The sequence below is a fragment of the Acetobacter sicerae genome, assembly GCF_011516765.1.
Taxonomy (GTDB): domain Bacteria; phylum Pseudomonadota; class Alphaproteobacteria; order Acetobacterales; family Acetobacteraceae; genus Acetobacter; species Acetobacter sicerae.
On the sequence record NZ_JAAABN010000004.1, the window covers coordinates 108,807 to 130,065 of the forward strand.

Annotated in this window: 15 protein-coding genes and 1 pseudogene; 4 read left to right on the plus strand and 12 right to left on the minus strand. The window is 55.7% G+C overall.

Annotation, left to right across the window (positions count from 1 at the left end; translation table 11 throughout):
- The first annotated feature begins 263 nt into the window (after window positions 1-263).
- A complete protein-coding gene (locus GVI59_RS06025) occupies window positions 264-1,526 on the plus strand; it encodes an outer membrane beta-barrel protein (protein WP_173573400.1) in 1,263 nt (420 codons plus the stop codon).
- A 58-nt stretch (window positions 1,527-1,584) separates the two neighbouring features.
- On the opposite strand, the gene GVI59_RS06030 is transcribed toward GVI59_RS06025, so the two are convergent.
- The 3 genes from GVI59_RS06030 to GVI59_RS06040 all read right to left on the minus strand — a co-directional run bounded on the left by GVI59_RS06030 (window position 1,585) and on the right by GVI59_RS06040 (window position 5,776).
- Window positions 1,585-2,697, minus strand: coding sequence for a flagellin (locus tag GVI59_RS06030; protein WP_173573401.1), 1,113 nt, complete (start codon window positions 2,695-2,697; stop codon window positions 1,585-1,587).
- Between the two features lie 5 nt (window positions 2,698-2,702).
- Complete coding sequence (gene flgK, locus GVI59_RS06035) at window positions 2,703-4,253, minus strand: flagellar hook-associated protein FlgK (RefSeq protein ID WP_173573402.1); 1,551 nt, start codon at window positions 4,251-4,253, stop codon at window positions 2,703-2,705.
- 158 nt (window positions 4,254-4,411) lie between these two features.
- A complete protein-coding gene (locus tag GVI59_RS06040; protein ID WP_173573403.1) occupies window positions 4,412-5,776 on the minus strand; it encodes a flagellar hook protein FlgE in 1,365 nt (454 codons plus the stop codon).
- A 611-nt stretch (window positions 5,777-6,387) separates the two neighbouring features.
- On the opposite strand from GVI59_RS06040, the gene GVI59_RS06045 reads away from it, so the two are divergent.
- Complete coding sequence (locus GVI59_RS06045) at window positions 6,388-8,793, plus strand: hypothetical protein (protein ID WP_206752365.1); 2,406 nt, start codon at window positions 6,388-6,390, stop codon at window positions 8,791-8,793.
- An 11-nt stretch (window positions 8,794-8,804) separates the two neighbouring features.
- Window positions 8,805-9,608 (plus strand): flagellar hook assembly protein FlgD, encoded by an 804-nt coding sequence (locus GVI59_RS06050; protein WP_173573405.1) that lies wholly within the window; start codon window positions 8,805-8,807, stop codon window positions 9,606-9,608.
- Window positions 9,609-9,795: 187 nt separating this feature from the next.
- Here GVI59_RS06050 and GVI59_RS06055 read toward each other — a convergent pair whose 3' ends face one another.
- The 6 genes and pseudogenes from GVI59_RS06055 to GVI59_RS06080 all read right to left on the minus strand — a co-directional run bounded on the left by GVI59_RS06055 (window position 9,796) and on the right by GVI59_RS06080 (window position 16,785).
- Window positions 9,796-10,002, minus strand: a complete 207-nt coding sequence (locus tag GVI59_RS06055) for a hypothetical protein (RefSeq protein ID WP_173573406.1) — start codon at window positions 10,000-10,002, stop codon at window positions 9,796-9,798.
- A gap of 164 nt (window positions 10,003-10,166) precedes the next feature.
- A complete protein-coding gene (locus tag GVI59_RS06060) occupies window positions 10,167-11,639 on the minus strand; it encodes an MATE family efflux transporter (RefSeq protein WP_242012971.1) in 1,473 nt (490 codons plus the stop codon).
- A 167-nt stretch (window positions 11,640-11,806) separates the two neighbouring features.
- A complete protein-coding gene (locus tag GVI59_RS06065; protein WP_173573407.1) occupies window positions 11,807-12,955 on the minus strand; it encodes an AI-2E family transporter in 1,149 nt (382 codons plus the stop codon).
- 91 nt (window positions 12,956-13,046) lie between these two features.
- Window positions 13,047-15,144, minus strand: a pseudogene (locus GVI59_RS06070) (S9 family peptidase).
- Between the two features lie 119 nt (window positions 15,145-15,263).
- A complete protein-coding gene (locus GVI59_RS06075) occupies window positions 15,264-15,596 on the minus strand; it encodes a hypothetical protein (protein ID WP_173573408.1) in 333 nt (110 codons plus the stop codon).
- Between the two features lie 142 nt (window positions 15,597-15,738).
- Window positions 15,739-16,785 carry an aldo/keto reductase gene (locus GVI59_RS06080; protein ID WP_173573409.1) on the minus strand — a complete coding sequence of 349 codons (1,047 nt, stop codon included), beginning with the start codon at window positions 16,783-16,785 and terminating at the stop codon, window positions 15,739-15,741.
- A gap of 213 nt (window positions 16,786-16,998) precedes the next feature.
- Between GVI59_RS06080 and GVI59_RS06085 the strand changes: the two genes are divergently transcribed.
- Window positions 16,999-18,213, plus strand: a complete 1,215-nt coding sequence (locus tag GVI59_RS06085) for a glycosyltransferase family 87 protein (RefSeq protein ID WP_173573410.1) — start codon at window positions 16,999-17,001, stop codon at window positions 18,211-18,213.
- 20 nt (window positions 18,214-18,233) lie between these two features.
- Here GVI59_RS06085 and trhO read toward each other — a convergent pair whose 3' ends face one another.
- Genes trhO through GVI59_RS06100 form a run of 3 tightly spaced genes read right to left on the minus strand, consistent with a single transcriptional unit; the run spans window position 18,234 to window position 21,058 of the window.
- Window positions 18,234-19,193, minus strand: coding sequence for an oxygen-dependent tRNA uridine(34) hydroxylase TrhO (gene trhO, locus GVI59_RS06090; RefSeq protein WP_173573411.1), 960 nt, complete (start codon window positions 19,191-19,193; stop codon window positions 18,234-18,236).
- Window positions 19,180-20,004 (minus strand): ABC transporter ATP-binding protein, encoded by an 825-nt coding sequence (locus GVI59_RS06095; protein WP_173573560.1) that lies wholly within the window; start codon window positions 20,002-20,004, stop codon window positions 19,180-19,182. The genes trhO and GVI59_RS06095 overlap by 14 nt, the downstream gene beginning before the upstream one ends.
- Before the next feature lie 31 nt (window positions 20,005-20,035).
- On the minus strand, window positions 20,036-21,058 hold the full coding sequence (locus tag GVI59_RS06100) for an ABC transporter permease (protein WP_242012972.1): 1,023 nt from the start codon (window positions 21,056-21,058) through the stop codon (window positions 20,036-20,038).
- Between the last annotated feature and the right edge of the window lie 201 nt (window positions 21,059-21,259).

Consider the following 21,259-nt stretch of genomic DNA (forward strand, 5'->3'; position numbering starts at 1 on the left):
CAGCCAGACACCATCTGAAAAAATGCGCCTTCACAGCAGAGGCGCAAGGGAAATCAGACATCAGTGAAAACCACCCGAATGCTCGGAAGCAACGCCTGACATCAGAAGTCATAGCCAATAGTATTTTTATATCTATAGATAATATAAGGAGATATTATCTATATTTTTTCTTCGCGTCCAAACGCACTGTTCCTTATGGTCGTGTCATACGGAAATGCGCGACCCGTCGATAACTGCATTTTCTACGCGACACAGGAATAGAAATGCCGCTATCAAAATGGAAATCAGCGCTTCTCCCTGCATTGGCCCTTCTGACGACAGGCGGTTCCGTTTCCGGCTACGCCGCCATTCCATTATTTACCAAAAGCACTGAAGCAACAGGCTTCGAGGAATGGTGGAGAGGCATCACTCTGGCTGGTCGTATCGATGGCGGCATTTCCGCCAACCCGGCCCGACCCGATAATGGCATCAATTTCGGCAACTTTATCGGCGACCATGCCAATCAGGCGCAGCTCAATCAGTTTGCTCTGACACTGGCGCACGATATCGATACAACGACCGATGGATATAGCTTCGGTTTTACCCTCGAAGCCTCCTACGGTTCGGACTCACGATATTACCATCTCCTCGGTATTTCTGACCGGGCTTTCAATTCGCGTTATCAGATCATCCCTTCCCATGCCCAGGTGGACGCCCATCTCCCGTGGTTCACCAAGCTGGGCGTCGATATGCACGCCGGCATCCTGCAGGCGCCCATGGGGCTGGAAGCTTTCGACCCGACCGCACGGCCATTTTATACATTCAGTTATACGGGCCAGTATTCAGTGCCTTTCCAGCATGTCGGCATGATGGCCACCATTCACGTCACACCGATGATTGACGTTCTCACTGGTATTGATACCGGCAACCAGACGACATTCGGACGACGGGACAATAACAGCGCGCCGGCTGGGTATGCGGGCATCACGTTGAACAATCTTGCGCACGGAAAACTGACCATAACGGAATTAAGCCGTTTTGGCTCTGAGGATTCACGTATAGCCTTTGAACATGGCGCAAATGAAGACCTGCGTTTCTGGAATGACCTTACAGCTATCTATAAAATTACACCCACTGTTACTTTGACTGGTGAATTCAACTATATGCATGACGACGGGCTAAGAGCTGACACAGAAAGTTTTGTTTCTTATCTCAGCTGGAATTTCATGAAAAACCTGACCTTCAATTATCGAGGTGAGATTTATCGCGACAATACAGGACTGATGGTCGCCAATTTTTTGAGCAATGAAGGCTACATGAACGCCATTGCAGGACGTTCAGCACCAACAGAGAGCGCTCCGCCCACCACTTACGGTGCGCTTACGTTAGGCGTAACCTACAAAACATCACTGAGCAAAGACTATGGTTATTTCGCAATCCGTCCGGAAGTCCGCTTCGATCGTTCACTGAATGGAACGACACCATTCAATGATAATCGCAACAGCGGAATGTTCACGTTCGGTGGAGACGCCATGATTGGCTTCTGAACAGTCTGCAGAAGAACTCAAAAACGCCCTTCCACAAACCATTCTCAAAAGCCATTCATTATATATAGCTTGCGAGCGTCATACCTTTGAGATCAGAGATCAGCGTATAAGATGCAAGAAGCTGATCCTGAACATTACCTGTCTGAACAGAAACAGCTGCAATATCAACATCCTTGATGTTCGACAACTGAGACGTGAGCATGGTGCTCATTGTTGAGAGGTTTGTCGACTGCGTGGTCAGGGAGCTTTGCATAAGTCCAAGAGAACCCTCCTGATTACTCAACTCAGTTCCCACCGTGTCGGTTGATGATTTCAACTGTTTCACAAGATCAGAAAAGTTGCTGCTGGACGTATCAGCATTACCAAGAGACGCGACAATCATCAGATTACGCATCAGATCCCGGATGGCGGATCCAGTTGTTGTCGTTTGAGAACTCGTCGGCGTTGTGCCTTCGGTAGCAACCATTCCCACACTGGTGACTGCCGATTGTCCGACAACAGCTTTTGTCTCAAGCCCTTTTGCGGAACTGGGATCGGTGGACAGAGCAGAAGAAAACACCGACAGATCGACCGTTGTGCCGTCCTCAGACGTATAAGTTCCACCACTTGCGGCGTACGCCGTCGCTGTTTCAAGAACCGATGAAGCGCCCAGCGTATCCAGCTGACTAACGGCATCGGAAGTCACCGTGGCCAGAGTGCTGCTCGCCAGCCCTTCCGCATCGGTAACCGGGGCATTATTGACATCAGTTCCGGCAAAGACATAGCCGTTGCTACCTTGGGTATTCAGATAATCACCCAATTCAGACAAGGCTGTCTGTGCACTGGCTGCAACTGTAGCCAGAGTTTCCTTTCCATACGTCCCATTCAGAGAAAGCAGATCATTTTGTAATGTGGTGTTGAGCGATGCGATTTGTGTCAGAGCGCTTTGGGTCACACTCAAATTCGTCTGCGCGCCACTGATGGAAGTTTGCCAAGTGGAAATCGCAGTAATCTGCGGTTGCAGACTCAACGCCTGCCCTCGCTGATTTCCCAGACCAGCATATGTGTCGGACGCCACTCCCGTTGTCGCCTGCGCAACCAGCGCTGTCTGCTGGTCAGTCAGAGTGCTGACTGCCTGCTGCAACACATATGCCGTGCCACTTGCGCCATAAAGACCAACAGATGTGCTCATGATTTTTACACCGCATCCAGAAGCGCCGTGAACATAGTCTTCACAGCTGTGACAATTTTTGCATTTGCTGTATAGGCATTTTGCAATGCAATAATATTGGACATCTCATTATCCACATTCACTCCCGACACATTCGAGACTTTTGTGGTCAACGAAGACTGCACGGACGTGGCTGTCGTGAGATTTGATGTCGCAGATGACGCCACCTGTGCCTGGGCGGAGGTCAGAGAGGTCGCAAGATTGGCAAGTGTCTGACTCCCGCTATAGCCGGTAGAAATATTGCCATCGACACCAAGCCCCGAACCTGGAGCCGCAGGAGAGTCTGATCCAAGTGTAGTCTGCAATAGGGCCAGAGCAGTATCTGTCGATCCATCCTCAGATAATGAAGATGGATCAGCAGCAATCGCCGCCCCTACCTGAATGGTGCTGGAAAATCCTACGATACCATCAGGAGGAATGGCTGTTGTGCTTGATCCTGGCACATCATCGGAAGCGTCTGTGAACAGTTTAACCCCTTGCTCGTTAAAGCGCGTTGCAAGAGTAGATGAGAAGGAATCCAGCTGAGCCTGCATCTTGGGGTAAACATTATCACGCAGGTCGATATTGGCGCCAAGCTCACCACCCGTCAGATGAGACGTAAGATCGGTCGTGCTGCCAACCAGCGTGATGGCTGGAATATAGCTGCTGGTATCCGAAGCCGTGATGGAAGAGGTCGCAGTGATGGTTACATCACTTGTCGTCAACGGCCAGGTCGAACTTGGTTCCAGCGTGGATGTTCCCGTACTATTGGAATCAGTCGTGGGATAAGTCGACAGAACGCTGTTATTACTGTCTTTCGGATAGGTCGGCAGTTGCGTCCCGTCGGCCGTCTTGACCAGCATGTCCCCTTTGGACGTCTCGGTATATGTGACAGACATATACGATGAGAGATCAGACATGGCGGCGGCACGCTGGTTTTCCAGATCTGCCGTGCTCATTCCCTGCACTTTAAGTGACATGATCTGCTTCGACAGAACACCAATGGTCGTCAGATCCGTATTGACTGACGATACCTCAGAGACAATTGAATCCTGCGCCGCCTGACGCTGCGCCTGATAGGTTGACGACAGCGTATTGATGGATGTCGCCAGTGTCTGCGCGTTACTGATGACAGTGCTTCTCGCCGTTGCATCGGAAGGCGTTGAAACAAGTGCCGTGATGGCGTTTGAAAGATTGCCGACCTCGTCAGACAGGGTCGCGCTTGATCCTGAATCTGAACTGGTCGATCCCTGAAGCGCCGTGATGGCGGAGAGGGAGTTATTCTGCACCGTCAATGCAGCAACCTGCGCATTCTGCGTGTAAAGACTGCTCTGCAGCGCATTATTGACGTTACGCGTTGTCAGACCGATCGAAACGCCGGAACCCGTGCCCCTCGTATCTGCAGAGTTGAGGTTTGCAACCTCTTCCACATAACCAGCCGTGCTGGCATTGGAGACGTTCTGTGACAGCACACCAAGCGCGTACTGATTGCCTTCCAGCCCGCTGGTGGCGATGGACAGAGCATTGTTCAGATCCATGACCTTGAACTCCGACAAAACCTCGCCCACCAATCAAAATGGCGCAAGGCGCACCACGCCCAAGTTTTTTGGCGACGCGGCGCTTTGTTGAACCGGGCGGGACTACCGATCTTTTGCTCAGCTTGACCCACTCAGGTGAAAAACAGGTTAATGAGCCGTTAGCGGATCATCGAAATCGTCGCCTGCAGCAGAGTGTCAGCCGTCGTGACGATCTTCGTGTTGGCTGTATAGGCTTCCTGAGTGACGATCAGACTGGACAGATCAGACGTCAGATCCGTCGTGGAAGATTCGGTAGACGACGTTTTCAGAACGCCCGTACCGTTTGATCCCACAGCCCCGATTGTTGCGGAACCAGAAGCTGAAGTTGCCTGGTAGGCCTGTCCGTCAACAGCCATAAGCCCGTCCGGGTTCACGAAGGATGCCAACGCAACCTTACCGACAAGCTGGGTGTCACCGTTACTGAAGGTCGCCATAATCGAACCGTCAGTCTCCATGGAAATACCCTGGTAAGTGCCTGTCGTTACGCTGTCACTGTCAATTGTTGGCGTCGTCGAATTGGCTACTGACGTTGTGGTGCCGGAACTACTGCCGATGGTACCAAGATCAAGATCAATCGACTGTGAGGCCGCACCGTTAGTATAGCTCAGTGTAATAGGAAGAGTAGCAGTTGACCCTGTGTAACCCGTACCAATCAATGCGCCCGTAGAGTCTTTTACATCCTTCAGATTTCCGCTTGAGTCGAAATCAACAGTGTATGTAGACGTAGATGTCGAATCACTGCCACTACCAACAATCATGGTCTTATCTGTGGTGGGATCAGCATTTGCAACCGTGACAGTATAAGTAGAACCACCCGTATTGTCTGCTGACGTCGTCGTGGAATCCCATTTGACGCTCAATCCGTGCGCCTGCGATGTAGAATCATAAATGGTCTGAGGAGTGGATGCACCTGTAGTCGCATCAACCGGATATGTCTGCCCGCTGGTTATACCACCACTCATCGTCAGCGTCGTTGTTTCAGTCGGGCGAAACGCCACATCGGAAATCTGGATCTGTGTCAGTGTATTGCTAAGAGTGCCAGTCTTCGCATCCGCCATATACCCGTTCAGATAGTAGCCGGATGTATTGACCAGATAACCATTCTTATCCTGATAGAAATTACCGTTTCGTGTAAAATACTGCTGATTGGAGAATGTTTCCTTACCGGCAGTCGCCTGACCAGATGGCTGCGAAACATCAAAGAAGCCGTTTCCTGAAATCGCAAGAGCAAGCGTGTTCGTACTGGCTGTAATCGTGCCCTGCTGCTGGGTCTGGGAGGTTGTGTAAGCTGATACACCATCAGAAACAGCCTGCCCCTGCGCGTAAGAAGCAAGGTTGTTGGAAACCGTGTCCTGAAAGCTTGTGTCAGACGCCTTGTAACCGACAGTCTGGCTGTTCGCGATATTATTACTAAGATTTGTAAAAGCTGTTGACTGAGCGTTAATACCTGCAACAGCCGTTGTAAGCGAATTGAAAATCGACATGGATCACTCCTAAAGGGCGGCCCCGGCAGCGCGGCGCCGACGACCTCAACACCCCTTATCCATGCAGAAAGCGTGCCAACCTTCATTCGATTACGTTTTTTTATCGATGTTAATAAATTCTCCCGGAAATCTGCGGTCATGTCATATCAATATTTACTTTTATACTTTGCGGCTGCTGGTTTCAGAAAAAACAGACTGCGACAGCTCGGCATATTTTGCCCACCAGGGCATTTTCATGCCTGCATAATGCCGCCCCCTTCCTGCCATCCCTCCTCAGCTTTCCACATCCAAGGAAAACTTTCTCCTTTTATCCTGCCATTTGAATTTTATAAAATTCAATATTTTCCGTATGTTATAAATTTATCAGATCAAAAAAATCTTCGCCATATGCCGATTAAAAACATTTTCTCAAAGTTGGCCCGAAATTTGCATCTACTCTTATTGCATAATTCGACTGGGATTAAGTTATGGCAAGTCTGGTGACATCGCTGCTTACAGAAACCTCTTTGAAGGTAACCAAAGCCTCATCCGGAAAGTCCAGTTCTTCTGTCGCGACATCCAGGCGTCCCCCGTCTTCCATCCAGTCATCGACAGGCGATCTGCCCGGGACAGTGGCCCAGCCAACATTCAGCGATCATATGACGCGCCAGACAGCCGGTCTGCCAGATCACGCTCAATCCCGGACAGGGCAGGCAAATTCTGCCCAGTTGAAGACTGCGAGCGTCGCGCCTTCATCGACTGGACAGAATGAAGACACGCCGACAACGCCTAGCGATACAGCAGCAACCAATGACACATCACAACCGCTTCCTTCTATCAAAACCGCACAGGAAGGAGCCTCGGCAAAAGCGAAAGCTGTGACAGCGGACGCAACTGCCATCATTGCAACCAGTCTTTCTCCATTTTCTGCTGCCACCAAAAACAATTCTTCAGCCTCCATTGGCGGCAATACTACGACTGACAGTCAACACAAAGCATCTGACAGTCGGTCCACAAAAAATCAGCACACGGAAAAACAGACCGGCTCTGAAAATACGGCTGGTACCAGTAGCAGCTCAGCAGTATCCCCTTCGGATACAACGCTGGAACTGGCTGCATTGAGTGCTATCCAGCCGTTATCATCACCGACCGAGGCAACGACCACAATCTCCGGCAATGATGATCAGACAGCTTCCTCTCCTGTGTCCGCACTGGAAAGCATTGCCCCTTCATCACTTTCATCCGGTGTCTCCTCACAAAAAACACCTCAGACAGCAGAAACAGTCAGCAGCGAACTTTCGGGTACCACGGGCTCTCTGCCCGGATCGGGAACGTCGGAAGATACGAGCGGTCCTGCGCCATTTCACTCCCTGATCGACTCAGAACTCTCCGACAGGATCAGTCCAATCCAGAGCACTTCTATCAGTGACGCTTCGTCTCAAAGTGCAGAGAGCAAAATAACGCTTAGCCAGACTGCTGGTATCAAGACTGCAGACACACAAACTGCGAACATTCAGACTACGAACAGCAAAACCGCGGATACACAAACTCCGAGTATTCAGACCACAGACAGCAAAACCGCGGATACACAAACTCCGAGTATTCAGACCACAGACAGCAAAACCACAGACGCACACACTGCGAGCGTTCAGGCTACAAGCAGCAAGACCGCAGATGCACAAACTGCGAGCGTTAAGGTTACGGACAGCAAAACCTCACTGACAATGCCTGCGGATATAAAGGTTAGCTCCGGCCTCAATACCAACTCAGCATCCCTGTCTCATGACGATGTTCGTCCTATGAACGCGACCAGTTTCAGCCAGATCCAGTCGCTGCAGGATATTGCCGCCACCCCAGTCAATGCTGCGGGAAACAGACAATCTCTTTCCAACAACACCCAGCCCTCTGCAAAAGGACAGACTGACGCAACATCGGCTCCTGTTACCGCCCACGCTCAGAATGCTCCGATCCAGCCACCGGTCCTGTCCACACTCACCCAGTCCAGTCCAACAGAAACGGTTTCTGTCACTCAGGACAGTAAAATTGCCGACACTGATACTGGTCAGACTTCACAGGTAACCAGCCAGTCAACAGATGCGCCTGCACAGGTGCAGATGACCTGGAATCCTGCCCCTGTCACCTCTACCGCGCCCACAGTAAAAGCATCTGCAAGCAGCGCATCCCGACTGGATGATCGCACACTATCACGCACGGATATTTCCAGTTCTACGCAACCACAAACCATAGCCGCAAAACCGCAGACAGACGAAGTGTCGTCCCCTGCCGTGTCAGCGAAAACTCTTTCGGATCAGCAAGGCAGAGGCGACGACAACAAAGGTTCCGATCAGCATACTTCATCTGATCAATCTCTGGCCGCCAACATGACGCTGCCCCAAGCCTACAACGAAGCTGCTCCATTTTCTGAACAACTGTTCGCCAGTACGACGAATGACACCTCTTCTTCTGCTGCAACCACCCAGCAAACGTCAGAAACGACCTCGTCTGCCTCCAGCAGCATAACCGCGTCAGCCGACACCAGCCCTACTGCGCTCAATCTGGCGGTAGCGCTGCAAAATGATGATCAGACACCGCTACACGTCACCATTGATAAGTCCGACAAGTCTGACGGATTGAACATTCACATTGGCGCGGATGGTCTCACGACCCTGAACGAGTTGCAGTCCCATAAACATGAACTGGTGCATGCTCTGGAAAACGCGGGCATCTCGACCGCCGGATCACAGATTTCATTCGGTCTCACCGATAACAGTGCCGATTTATCATTCTCACAGAACAGCCAGTCTCAGCAGCAACCACAGGATAACAGCACGAATACGACAGCAGGATCTTCAGATTTTGCAAACGCTTTTGGCGGTACACTGTCCGGCAACAGCAACGGGGACGGCTCCCGGAACGCCTGGAGTGCGACCCCATCCACAACCATGACTTCAGCCGCGGCTTCAGATGCCGATGAGACCGGCGATCAGATATACGCCCTGACTGCCCTGCGGACAGGCTCAGTCAACATCACAGCCTGAAAGAACCGGATATGACAACGACAGTAGCAACCTCATCTTCCTCAACTTCGCTTCTTTCATCCGCGGTCAGCGCGTCCCAGTCTGCAGCCTCGGTCAACGCCGCCGCCAACACTGCGGCTTCCACCACAGCCGCGACCGACACCAGCACAAGCGCCCTTTCCTCGCTTACAAGCAACTTCAATACGTTCCTCACCCTGCTCACCACGCAGCTCAAGAATCAGGATCCGAGCAGCCCGATGAGCAGTGATACTTTCACGTCCGAACTGGCTCAGTTCGCGAGCGTGGAACAGCAGGTCGATACCAACACCAACCTGAAGACGCTGATTTCCCTGACGCAGGACGGTCAGCAGTCGACCGACATGTCGCTGGTCGGCAAGACCGCCGTCGCCACCACAAGCGAACTGCCGCTGCAGAACAGCAGCAGCAGCGTTTCCTTCAACACCACGACAGAAGAGCCGATTGCGATTGCCGTCACTGACAGCAACGGCAATGTCGTCAAGACGGCGGAGCTGACCTCGAGCGTCGGCACCAACACATGGACATGGAACGGCACCAGCGACAGCGGAGCCCAGCTCAGCGACGGCTCCTACAACATCGCCGTGCAGACTGCGGACACGTCTGGCAATACGTCCGACGTTCCGTTTACCGTCACAGGCACGGTCACCGGTGTCACCCGTAACGGCAGCTCTATTTACGTCAACATGGGGGACAGCACGATCGACATGTCGGACGTCAACTCGTTCTCCGATACGTCGACTTCAAGCGCGACCTCGACATCGTCCACATCATCGGATTCTTCATCCACTTCAAGCTGACGATAGAACGACGCAGGGTCTTTTCTTCGGATCAGACCCTGCGTCGTTCCGGGGCAGTTTGATAGCAGATTCCCGAGGCCAGCTCTTTTCGAAGAAGCTCTCCCCAAGAAGCCACGGCTCCCTATAATCTGCCCCGCAAGAGACTTCTGAAACAGTCCTCAGATACTCTGACAGAATACCGGAATGGCTATTCGTCCTCGCCAAGCACTTCGCGGGCGCGCCGGACGATCGTTTCATACTCTTCATCCGACAGTTCGCCCCGATGATGAAACTCGCTGGCGCGCGCCAAAGCATCTCTGGCGTGGGTTTTGTCGGGAATGGGATAGCGTCTTCCTGGCAATGCAAAGGCGCTATCAGGAAGCGCATCGCGCTCAGCTTGCGTCAGACGTGACATGGCGATCCTCCAGAAAAAAGCGGTCGTCCGGGATCATTAAGCCAACGATCCCGGACCTGAGCGAATGCTGCACACCCGACCTTAAACAGGCAAGGTGCGCATCGCTTTGATATGGGCCCCATTCCTGCCGAAACAATCGCATGCCAGCTTCCAGCACGAGAGTGTCATGGCGATCCATCTTTCGCACACAGATCGGCCTCTTCCATTTCATCAAGGTCCGCCATGGCGGCTTCCGCACTCTGCGTGGGCACATCGCTGGCCCGGACATCCATTCTCTTCATCGGAGCCGTAACAGCGCCCGGGGCCGACAATCCGTGCACAACACGAAAGGCGACAAAGATCGCCATCCCTCCGAAAAGCACACTGCCGGCAGCCTGACCGATCTGCACGCCCAGCGCCCCGAAACCCGCTCCGTAGGTCACGAAGGGAATCGTTCCCAATGTCGCGCGCCCCCAGTTGAAGAGAGTCGAATACAGCGGATGGCCGAGATTGTTGAACACCGTATTGGCGACAAACAGCATGCCGACAAACAGATAGCCGAGCACCGTCCATGAACAGAACAGATGGATCAGGGCGGCGCCATCGCCCTGAAGATGGAAACCCTCCGTCAGCAGATTCTGCGAAAGCGCCAGTACGCCCCAGGTGCAGACGACACATCCCACCACAATCTTGAGAGAGGCGACCAGCACCTCTCGCACGCGGTCCAGTTTGCCCGCTCCAAGGTTCTGGGAAATGATCGGTCCAACCGCCCCTGTCAAAGCGAAAACCATCGCGAACGCCACAACGACAATGCGCTCGACCGCCGTCTGACCACTAACCGCCTCAAGGCCGAACTGCGCCATATTCTCGGTGACATAGGCTCCCCCTACCGGGGTCGCCAGATTTGTCAGAATGGCCGGAATGGCAATCACCGCAACCCTACGGCTGTCGCCCCACACAGCGACAGGTTTGGGCCATTCGAGCATTCCGTGCAGGCTCGCGCCGCGCCATCCGAGAACGAGCACGGCTCCACGAGCGAGGATCGTACTGATGGCGGCGCCCACCAGTCCCTCCCTGAACCCGAGAATCAGCACGGGGTCCAGAATGGCGGTCAGGATCGCCCCCGCAAGGGTGACATTCATGGAGCGTTTTGCATCCCCGACAGCCCGCATGAGCGCCGAGGCGGACATGCCAAGAGAAATCAACGGCAGAAAGGGAGACGTCAGATAGATATAGAGAGCAGCCTGATCGAGCGCCTCTCCGGATGCGCCAAGCAGCGAGAGGATGGGACGCGCCAGAAAGGCTGTCACGATCCCCACCATCGCCGTGAGCACAAGGTTGGTCAGCATGAAGGAAGAAGCAATCCGTCGCGCCCGGTAGAAGCTGCCCCCGCCGATCTCCCTGCCCACGCAGGCACCGAGTCCAATGGTCAGACCGATGGACACGGCGATCTGTATCCCGCCCACAGCGCCAGCAAAGCCGATTGCAGCCGTCAGGGCCGGCACACCGAGATGGGCGATGTAAATCATGTTCAGCATATCGACGGCGAACACGGCCATCAGTCCGATAGCGCCGGTTCCCGCCATAACGAGAACGTGCCGCATAATACTGCCGACCACGAAACACGCCTTTTGACTCGGCACTGGTCTTCCGTTCATTCAGATCCTGCGTATCGGACTTTAATAATGCTGAGTCCGCCGCCACTCAGCGCAGTATGGCATGACCAGCCTGCAACGCGAATGCCGAACGCCTATCACAAAAACATTTATATTCCATGGCGAACTGTCGAAGAGAAACCGGAGAAAAGCCCCGGCCAGAAAGGACACTATCCTTCCTTGAGGCTCATTCCCCGCTCACGGGACCAGTTACGCCACAGCAGATGCAGCGTCGCCATCGCCGCCGGACCGAGGAACAGCCCGAGCAGACCCCATGTCTCGGCTCCACCCACAATCCCGAGCAGCACCCACAGAAACGGCAACTGCGTGCTACCGCCGATGAGGCCCGGACGGACAAAATGATCCGCGGTGAAAATCACCACCGCTCCTACGGCAAAGACAGTCACGGCCGCCATCGAGCCGCCATCCACGAGCAGCAAGGTCGAAGCAAGCCCGACCGGGATCATCGCGCAGAAGGGAATCATAGCCGCAATGGCGGTTGCTCCACCGAGCAGAACAGGGTGAGGAACACCGGTCAGAAAATAGATCACGCCCATGATGATCCCCTCGCCGACGCCGACCAGAACCAGTCCAGCGACGGTGCCGTGGATGGAGGCGATGATCTGGTGTCCGATCAGTTCGCCCCGTCGGCCGAAAGCGCGACGCGAGGCTATCGTGCACTCGCGCATGATCGTGTCCCCGTCCTTGTAGAGAAAGAACAGGGTCAGGATGGAGAAGAAGAACAGCGTGCCACGATGGACGACCTGCGACCCGACAGTCCTTGTCACGGCCAGCCCCCGCGCATCGAACGAACTGAAGAACTCCGCCGCGGCGCTGGGATCAGACAGATGGCTGTTCCACCACTTGATGACGGCACTGGCTCCGACGGGCAATCTGCTCACCCACGTGGGCACCGGCACACCGACGTTGCGGGCATGCTTCATCAGGCCGAGCACGTTCTGGGCCTCGTTGGCTGCCTCAAGCCCGACAAACAGCATCGGGATCAGAAACAGCAGCGCCATTCCCGCCGTGCAGAGCGCAGGTAGAAGCGCTCCATGTGCAAGACGGGGCCAGCGGGACTGAATCCTGCGATAGAGCGGCCATGTCGCCACGGCAAAAACGACGCCCCATGCCAGCGCGCTCAGAAAGCCATGAATGGTGTAGGTTGTGATCGCGACAATCGCGACCGCCAGAATTTCCCGCGCTTTCCACTGTGCGCGTCGGGCTGCCTGCCTCTGCTCAAGGGTGACATCTTCGACCGGACAGGGCGTGAGGTGAACATGATCGTCATCATGCGGCGTCAGACCGGATTGTGACATTCAGCTATCTTCCCTCAAGCGTTGCTCCCCGGACTGGCCTTGGCGAAATCTGTGGACCACATAAACGCCATGCCACGCGAGATCGCTCCTGTCACGCTTCCGGCTGTCGGTCACGCGCTTCCGCCCAGATGGCGAAGGCATGAATCAGCGCCGCTTCATCAAGAGCCTTGAAACGCCCCGAAGCGCCGCCATGCCCTGCTTCCATGTTGATACGCAGCAGAAGAGGATTGTCCGAAACGGAGTAGTCCCGCAGTTTCGCAATCCATTTGGCTGGTTCCCAGTAGGTCACCCGAGGGTCCGTCAGACCGCCGATCGCGAACACTGCCGGATAGGGCTTTGCGGCAATCTGATCATAGGGTGAATAACCGGCAATCCGGTCATAGGCTTTTTCATCGACCAGCGGATTGCCCCATTCCGGCCACTCAGGCGGCGTCAGCGGCAGGCTGTCATCCGACATGGTGTTCAGCACATCCACAAACGGCACGACGGCGACCACGCCGGCGAACAGCTCAGGGCGCATGTTGGTGATCGCTCCCATCAGCATGCCGCCAGCCGACCGGCCATCCGCAACAATCCGTCCGGCATCCGTCCAGCCCTGCTCGATCAGATGATCGGCGCAGGCGATGAAGTCCGTGAAGGTGTTCGTCTTATGCTCCCCTCGCCCGCCGAGGAACCAGTTCCAGCCCTTTTCCGAACCGCCCCGGATATGCGCGATGGCATAGACCCAGCCACGATCGACCAGACTCAGGTTGCGGGTCGAAAAGGTCGGATCGATGGAGATGCCATAGGAGCCATACCCATAGAGTAGCATTGGCGCGGGCTGGCCTTCCGGCGTGTCCCGATGCCACAGCAGCGTAATCGGCACCAGTTCGCCGTCCGGCGCCTTGGCCATCAACCGCTTCGTCCGATAATGCTCCGGATCATGTCCTGACGGCACGTCCTGCATCTTCAGCAGATGCCGCGTGCGATCCTGCATGTCGTAGGAGAACCACTGTCGCGGCGTGGTCGGCGACTGATAGGAATAACGGAGTTCCGTCGTCTCGAACTCGTAGGAACCATCGAGCGAGAGCGTGTAGGCGTCCTCGTCTGTCGCAATCTGGTGCCGCTCGCCAGCCTTGTCTTCAATCGCGATGACAATGTTCGCATTCACCCGCTCGGTCCAGACCAGATGGCCGGCAAAGCAGATTGCCCCGGTGATGTAATGCCCGGCGCGATACGGCACATGCTCACGCCATGCCGAACGATCACCGACGGCTTCATCGGCCACCGTCATCAGTTTGAAATCCGTTGCCCCATCGGCATTCGTGCGAATGACAAACCTGTCTCCCCCATGAGACAGTTCGTACATCAGCCCTTTTTCGCGCCGGGCGACACACATGGGAGACGCTTCTGGGTCAACTCCGGGGATGATCCAGTTTTCCGACGTGTCATGATCGTTTGTGCTGATGACAATCCATTTGCCGGAACGGGCGGCGCTCACCCCGACAAAAAAAACCTGAATCCGGCTCATCATAGACCAGCACATCGTCGCTTGCGGTCAGCGCACGGCGGTAAATCTGCACCGGACGACCGTTATCATCCCGACAGGTCCAGAAAATATACTTTGAATCCGGAGAAAAGGTGAACTCTCCTGAACAGTTCGCAATCTCGACAGGCAGCATCCCGCCTGTGGTCAGATCACGCACACGAATGGTGTAGATCTCTGAGCCCTGCGTATCTTCCGCCCACGCAAACAGTCGGTGGTCCGGACTGTGGGTCGCGCCCCGCGCTGCGTAATAAGGCTGTCCCTTCGCACGAACGTCTGCGTCGAGCAGCACTTCTTCCGTTTCAGGATGGCCTTCCGCGTGGCGCACGTAACGGGGATACTGTGATCCCGATTCATAGCGGACACCGTAGCGCCAGTTTCCGTGTGGAAGTGGCGGGAAAGAGTCGTCCTCCTTGAGACGCCCCTTCATCTCCGCGACGATTTCGCTCTGCAACGTTCTGGTCGAAGCGAGCACGGCGTCAGAATAGGTGTTCTCCTTGCGGAGATGATCGGCAATTTCCGGTTTCAGCAGGGCCGGATCACGCAGGACCGCCTGCCAGTTATCGTCTTTCATCCACGCATAGTCATCCACACGGGTACGGCCGAGCTGCTCGATACGGCGCGGATTCTTGTGGGCAACGGGAGGTGCGGGGATTTCTGACATGCAAATGGCCTTCCAGTGACTACCAGAAGGCCATTCTTGCACAGGATGGCCTGACGAACACCCTGTCACCCGACAGGGTTCAGCCACGCAACCGCTGAAAGGTAGCGAGAAGCCTCCCGTCAGGAGTCTTTCAGCGCCTTTTCTTCCTCTTCACGGGTTCCAAACGGCACTTCCTGCCGGTCGTCCTGCTCGTCCATGCTGCCGCCGAGATTGCCCAGATTCTCCTGAATCTTCGCATCCTCGATCGGCTCGCCATTGGGCGCCAGCGGCACAGGAGACTCGACCGGAATTTCTCCGGCGTCTGGATTGATCTCCATCCCGATCAGATCGGTCGCCGCTTCCATATAGCCTTCCGGACCACAGGTCGGTTTGCCATCGGCAATCCACATTTCCCTGGCTTTGGCCTTGATCCTGGCGTCGCGCTGCGGCGAGTCTTCCAGTGGGTTTTCCATATCATGCACTCCTCAGATGACCGTCACTGTACGGAGACAAACCCCGCTTCCCCATCAGAACGACCTGATCGGGAGGCAGTTTCGGTCCTGTCTGTCATGTTAGGCCAGCCATCACCGGAACACACCCCCTGCAGAAAGCACCTCAGGGAGCCGGATTGTTATGGATCTGATGAATGGCGTTGATACGGCTTTCCAGTTCCGGCGTGATCTCAACGTCCACAGACCCGAGAATGGTCTGCAACTGGGCAATACTGGTCGCTCCGATGATGTTGGAGGTGACAAAGGACCGCGACGTCACAAACGCAACAGCAAGCTGCACCGGATCGATTCCAAACTCCTGAGCCAGAGCAAGATAGGCCCGGATGGCGTCATCCACGCCCGGCTTTTCATAGCGCTGTCCCCGGTTGAACAGGGTTGTGCGTGCGCCAGCAGGCCGCGCGCCATCCAGATATTTTCCTGTCAGATACCCCTGCGCCAAGGGTGAATAGGCCAGCAGCCCCACCTGTTCACGCAGTGCGAACTCGGCCAGTCCCAGTTCGAATGTCCGGTTGATCAGATTGTAGGCGTTCTGGATGGACACCACTCTCGGCGCACCCTGTCGGGACGCTTCCAGACATTTCGCAACACCCCATGGGGTTTCGTTGGACAGGCCGACATGCCGGATCTTCCCTTCCGTCACGAGATCGCCCAGTACACCCAGCGTTTCCTCAAGAGGCACTTCATCCTCAACGGGCGGCCTTTCGAACGTCGTGCCACCAGCGCCAAACAGATTCACCCGACGGTCCGGCCAGTGAAGCTGATAGAGATCGACATAATCCGTGCCGAGCCGTTTGAGCGATCCTTCCAGCGCATAGCGGATCTGGCGCGGTGTCAGGCGGGTCTCCTCGCCGCCGGGGCGAAACCACTCCATCGGACTGCGACCGACGACCTTCGTTGCAAGAATGATCTGATCACGACGTCCGGTCTTCGCCAGCCAGCTACCCACAATCCGTTCCGTTGCACCGTAGGTCTCTGCCTGCGGCGGGATGGAATAGAGTTCAGCCGTGTCTATGAAGTTGATGCCTTTTTCGATCGCAAGATCGAGTTGGGCATGCCCTTCCGCTTCCGTGTTCTGCTGACCGAATGTCATCGTGCCGAGACAGATTTCACTGACGAGGATGCCGGTTCGGCCGAGTTCACGTTGTTTCATGGTGTCTGTCTCCTGTCCGGATGAATGCCGGCCAGGAGATAAGCAGCGCTTTGAGGATTGTCGCAAGAGACAGACACGCAGCGCACATTATCGCTTCAGGTTTTGCGGGGGCGTGCGCAACGCGCAGTCTGCCGATTTCCATAACGTAGCCATCCGTCAGGCAACGCCCGGATTATAGTATTTGCTTCACGCTTTGCAGATACAGTGGAAGTCATGACTGCCTCTGCACCTTCAGGAAAACGACCTGCCAGTCTTCTGTTTTTTCTGGTCTGGTTCTGCATCCGTGTCTGGATGGTCTGTTCCTGCACCATCCTCATCACCCACGGTCTCTCCCAGCTTCATGCCGGATGGACCGACGGCGCCGGACATCCGTTTTGCGAGGATTTTCTGAACCTGTGGTCGGCAGGATTTCTGCTACTGCATCACCATCTGATGGTTGCTTACAGTTTCGAGGCATTTCACCATTTTCAGATCGGTATCGTTCATCACTCCATCAATCTGTATCATTACAGTTATCCTCCTGTCACAGCCTTGCTGAGCCTTCCTTTCAGTCTGCTGCCCTACCCTCTCGCCTGCGTTCTGTGGCAGGGCGGTGGGTGGCTTGCCTTCGCTCTTGTCCTGAGGCGGATCATTCCGAAACACTGGGGCCTCGTTGCGCTCGCCTGGCCTGCCGTTTTCGTAAATACCCTGTCCGGGCAAACGGGTTGCTGGATTGCAGCCATTATTGGCTACGCACTGCTCGCCTTTCACAATAACCAAAAAATACGCGCCGGCCTTCTGCTTTCACTACTTGTCGCAAAACCGCAGCTTGGCTGGGTCGTTCCGCTTGCTCTTCTGAGTGGACGAGAATGGAAAACGCTGTTCGCAATGACGGCAGGCAGTGCGGGCCTTCTGGCTCTGAGCATCCTCGCGGCAGGTATTCAGCCCTGGCTTGCATGGCATGAAAGACTGGGCATTCTCCGTCGGTTTATTCTGGAGGACGGCTCAGGTGTCATGCAGCGGATGATGTCGATCTTCGTGCTGGTCCGTCATGCAGGTGCGAGCGTTGATACGGCGTGGCTAATGCAGGCAGCGGCAACCCTGATCAGTGTCCTGCTGCTCATGATGGTCTGGAACAAGACCCGTAACAACCACACACCTTTTCCAGTCAAGGCGTCCGTCCTCATCCTCGCCATTCTGACAGCAACGCCGTATGTCAGCGACTATGACTGCGTCGTACTGGCGTTTCCCTGTGTCTGGCTCTGGCCTCTTGCTGACCGATGGGGCCGGAGCATTCTGTCGATGGCTGCCCTCTCCCCCCTCATGGCGGCCGGTATTGCTCTTTGCACCGGCATTCCGCTGGCCGCTGTCTTCCTGTGGACAGCCTATATCTGGGCCATAGCTCAGGTCACCGGCCAGAAAATTGACTTTCAATCATTGAAATACTGAAGTTGTTACGAGCGGCTGCTTTACTCCGCCGGTCCCAGATGATGCGTGCCACGCTGCGCAGCCAGACGGGTCTGCTGTTCGCGGTCGGCGTACCGACGACGCTGCGCCTCCGTCCGCTCGTCATGACAGGCCGGGCAACTCACCCCTTCTTCGTAGAGGGGTGAAGCCTTGTCGCCGTCACTGACCGGGCGACGGCAGGCGTGGCAGACGGAATACTGTCCCTGCTCAAGACCATGCTTTACCGTCACGCGCTGATCAAAAACGAAACATTCGCCTTCCCACAGACTTTCATTCTCCGGGATGGTTTCGAGATATTTCAGAATGCCGCCCTTGAGATGGAAAACATCTTCCACTCCCTCCGCCTTGGCGAAAGCAGTGGACTTCTCGCAACGGATGCCTCCGGTGCAGAACATCGCCACCTTCGGCGTGCGTCCCTGTGCGACCAGTTCATCGCGCCGGGCGCGAAACCAGTCGGGAAACTCACGGAATGTCGTAATCTGCGGGTCTATCGCGCCACGGAACGTCCCGACCGCGACTTCATAGTCATTGCGCGTATCAATGACGATCGTGTCCGGATCGGAAATCAGACCATTCCAGTCTGCGGGATCGACATAGGTTCCGACAATGGCGCGGGGATCGACACCCGGCACACCCATCGTGACGATCTCTTTCTTGATGCGCACCTTCATCCGCAGGAACGGCAGTTCGGCAGCGCGGGATTCCTTGATTTCCAGATCGGCACAGCCCGGCAATGAGCGGATATGCTCCAGCACCTTGTCCATGGCGTCGTCACTGCCTGCAATCGTCCCGTTGATGCCTTCATGCGCGAGAAGCAGAATACCCCGGATACCCAGCGAACAGCATAGCTTCGCCAGAGGGCCACGGATCGCTTCACAGTCCTCGAAGGGCGTGAAACGATAGAGCGCGACAACCCGGACAGGCAGCGTGGTTTCGGACAGATTATGATCAGACATGAGCATTCATCGCTTCCGCATAAGCCTTCAGCACGTCAGGAGCCGGGCCATCCATTTTCACACGCCCGCCTTCAAGCCAGATAATCCGCGAGCACCATTCTTCAAGAACAGGCAGGGAATGGGACGTAATGACCAGAATTTCCGCCCCGTCCACGACATTGGCAAGACGGGCGCGGGCTTTGTCCTGAAACCGGGCGTCGCCGGCCATGAACCACTCATCCATCAGCAGTATCTGCGGGGCAATCGCTGTCGCCAGTCCGAAACCGAGACGGATGGCCATGCCTGATGAGTAAAGCCTCAGAGGCAGGTCCATGAATTCACCAAGCTCGGCGAAAGATTCCACATCCTGCTCAAGCTGCTTGAGCTGGGCGGACCGGAGCGCCTTGTGCTGCGCGAGAAGGTAGATGTTCTCACGACCCGTCAGAGCCGGATTCATGCCCGAATTGGTGTCGATCAGCGTCTCGACAGAACCGCGCACCGTCACCATTCCGGGCTGCGCAAGGTAAATCCCGCCCAGCACACGCAGGAGCGTGGACTTCCCTGCCCCGTTATGGCCGACCAGCCCGACACGCTCACCGCTGCGGATCGTCAGAGACAGGTCGCTGATGGCCCGCACCTCAAGCACGCCGGGCGCGTTGTCGCTCATGCGGACTTCGCCACCCGTGCGGGAACCCCGGCCTAACTGAAGGGGCCGTTTAACCTTGCCGAACAGACTTTTCTTGAGCGAACGCGCGCCGCCGTGAAAAATCGGGAAATCGAGCGTCAGATGCTCAAGCCGGATGAACGCCTTTCGCTGTGCCGGTTTCCTGGCAGTCATGGCGGGAGCGGATGCGGAGCCTGTCACGTCGTCAGATCCAGAAGGCGAGTTGCGCCCGTGAGCGCGAAAACACAAAAAGACTACTGAGCCAGAGCAGAACGCTCAACCCGATTGCGACAGCCCAGACAGACAGCGTGGGCATCTCTCCCGTCAGAGGTTGCCGCACGATTTCAAGCAGCGGATAGAACGGGTTGAAAATCAGCCACCATCCCTTCGCGCCAAGCTGCCTGGCGCTCCAGATGATGGGCGTCACGTAGAATGCGACCTGCACAATACTGGCGACAATGGGCGGAATATCCCGATAACGGGCGGCGACCGAGCCCAGAAGCAGACAGAACGCAAAGGCGTTCAGCGCCCAGATGAACAGGCCCGGCAAGGCGAACAGGGCGACCGGTCCGGGCAACAGACCAAAGATCAGATAGACCCCTATCGGCACGACAATGTTATAGCCGAACATCACGCCATTACGGACCAGAACGCGGAAAGCCTGTAGCGAGAACGGCAGGCGGGTCGCCCGGATCGAACTCGCAGCACTGATAAAACAGGAACAGGCATCCTGCGTCACGCCCGCGATCCCGATCTGCCAGAGGATCATGGAGATCGCGAGATAGGGCAGATAATCCTTCAGGACTATATGGAAGAGATGGCTGTAAATGCCTCCCATCGAGCCGATCATCACTGCCGTGCCGAGCGTGAGCCAGAGCGGTCCGACGCGGGAGCCCCGGAACTGTAGCTTGATATCGAGCCAGCCGAGGGACACGGCCAGACGCCAGAGACGCAGTCCTTCCCCGATATCCATGAGCGCCAGCATCACGCGGGAGCGCCGACCATCCTGTTCATTATCAGGATCTCCCTGCTCGTCGGCATCCATATCGGCTGTCGCCCCGCTTTGCAGCGAGGGCGCGCGCTCCATGCTCTCCTGCACGGAGAGAGTGGGGAAATCCCCGGTGATCGGTGTCACAGCAGAAGGCAGGCCAGTCGAGGCAGTCATGGTCCGATCGCGTAGCCCATCCGGCCCATCGGCGGCAACTCCCGTGAACGACCTGTCCGCCATTATCAAACCAGCGCAAAAGACGACTCCGCCAGCGCCACGATAACGTCACAATTCGGAGCCAAAGGGGAGGTTCTCAGGATCAGGCTCGTATGCAAGGCGGATAAATCGCGTGCATCCTGCCGCATTGAGGGTTATTCCTGCGCTTTGAAAACACAGGGTGGAAAGGGGAGATACGCTTTGCGGACCGGGAACGAGAGACCG

Coding starts and splice junctions, on each gene's coding strand:
- GVI59_RS06040 (WP_173573403.1), bottom strand. CDS start 5,776: ATGTCGATTTTCAATTCGCTTACAACGGCTGTTGCAGGTATTAACGCT.
- flgK (WP_173573402.1), bottom strand. CDS start 4,253: ATGGATCTGAACAATGCTCTGTCCATCGCCACCAGCGGGCTGGAAGGC.
- GVI59_RS06065 (WP_173573407.1), bottom strand. CDS start 12,955: ATGTCACAATCCGGTCTGACGCCGCATGATGACGATCATGTTCACCTC.
- GVI59_RS06030 (WP_173573401.1), bottom strand. CDS start 2,697: ATGAGCACATCTGTTGGTCTTTATGGCGCAAGTGGCACGGCATATGTG.
- GVI59_RS06060 (WP_242012971.1), bottom strand. CDS start 11,639: ATGAACGGAAGACCAGTGCCGAGTCAAAAGGCGTGTTTCGTGGTCGGC.
- GVI59_RS06075 (WP_173573408.1), bottom strand. CDS start 15,596: ATGGAAAACCCACTGGAAGACTCGCCGCAGCGCGACGCCAGGATCAAG.
- GVI59_RS06080 (WP_173573409.1), bottom strand. CDS start 16,785: ATGAAACAACGTGAACTCGGCCGAACCGGCATCCTCGTCAGTGAAATC.
- trhO (WP_173573411.1), bottom strand. CDS start 19,193: ATGCTCATGTCTGATCATAATCTGTCCGAAACCACGCTGCCTGTCCGG.
- GVI59_RS06100 (WP_242012972.1), bottom strand. CDS start 21,058: ATGGCGGACAGGTCGTTCACGGGAGTTGCCGCCGATGGGCCGGATGGG.
- GVI59_RS06085 (WP_173573410.1), top strand. CDS start 16,999: ATGACTGCCTCTGCACCTTCAGGAAAACGACCTGCCAGTCTTCTGTTT.
- GVI59_RS06025 (WP_173573400.1), top strand. CDS start 264: ATGCCGCTATCAAAATGGAAATCAGCGCTTCTCCCTGCATTGGCCCTT.
- GVI59_RS06095 (WP_173573560.1), bottom strand. CDS start 20,004: ATGACTGCCAGGAAACCGGCACAGCGAAAGGCGTTCATCCGGCTTGAG.
- GVI59_RS06050 (WP_173573405.1), top strand. CDS start 8,805: ATGACAACGACAGTAGCAACCTCATCTTCCTCAACTTCGCTTCTTTCA.
- GVI59_RS06055 (WP_173573406.1), bottom strand. CDS start 10,002: ATGTCACGTCTGACGCAAGCTGAGCGCGATGCGCTTCCTGATAGCGCC.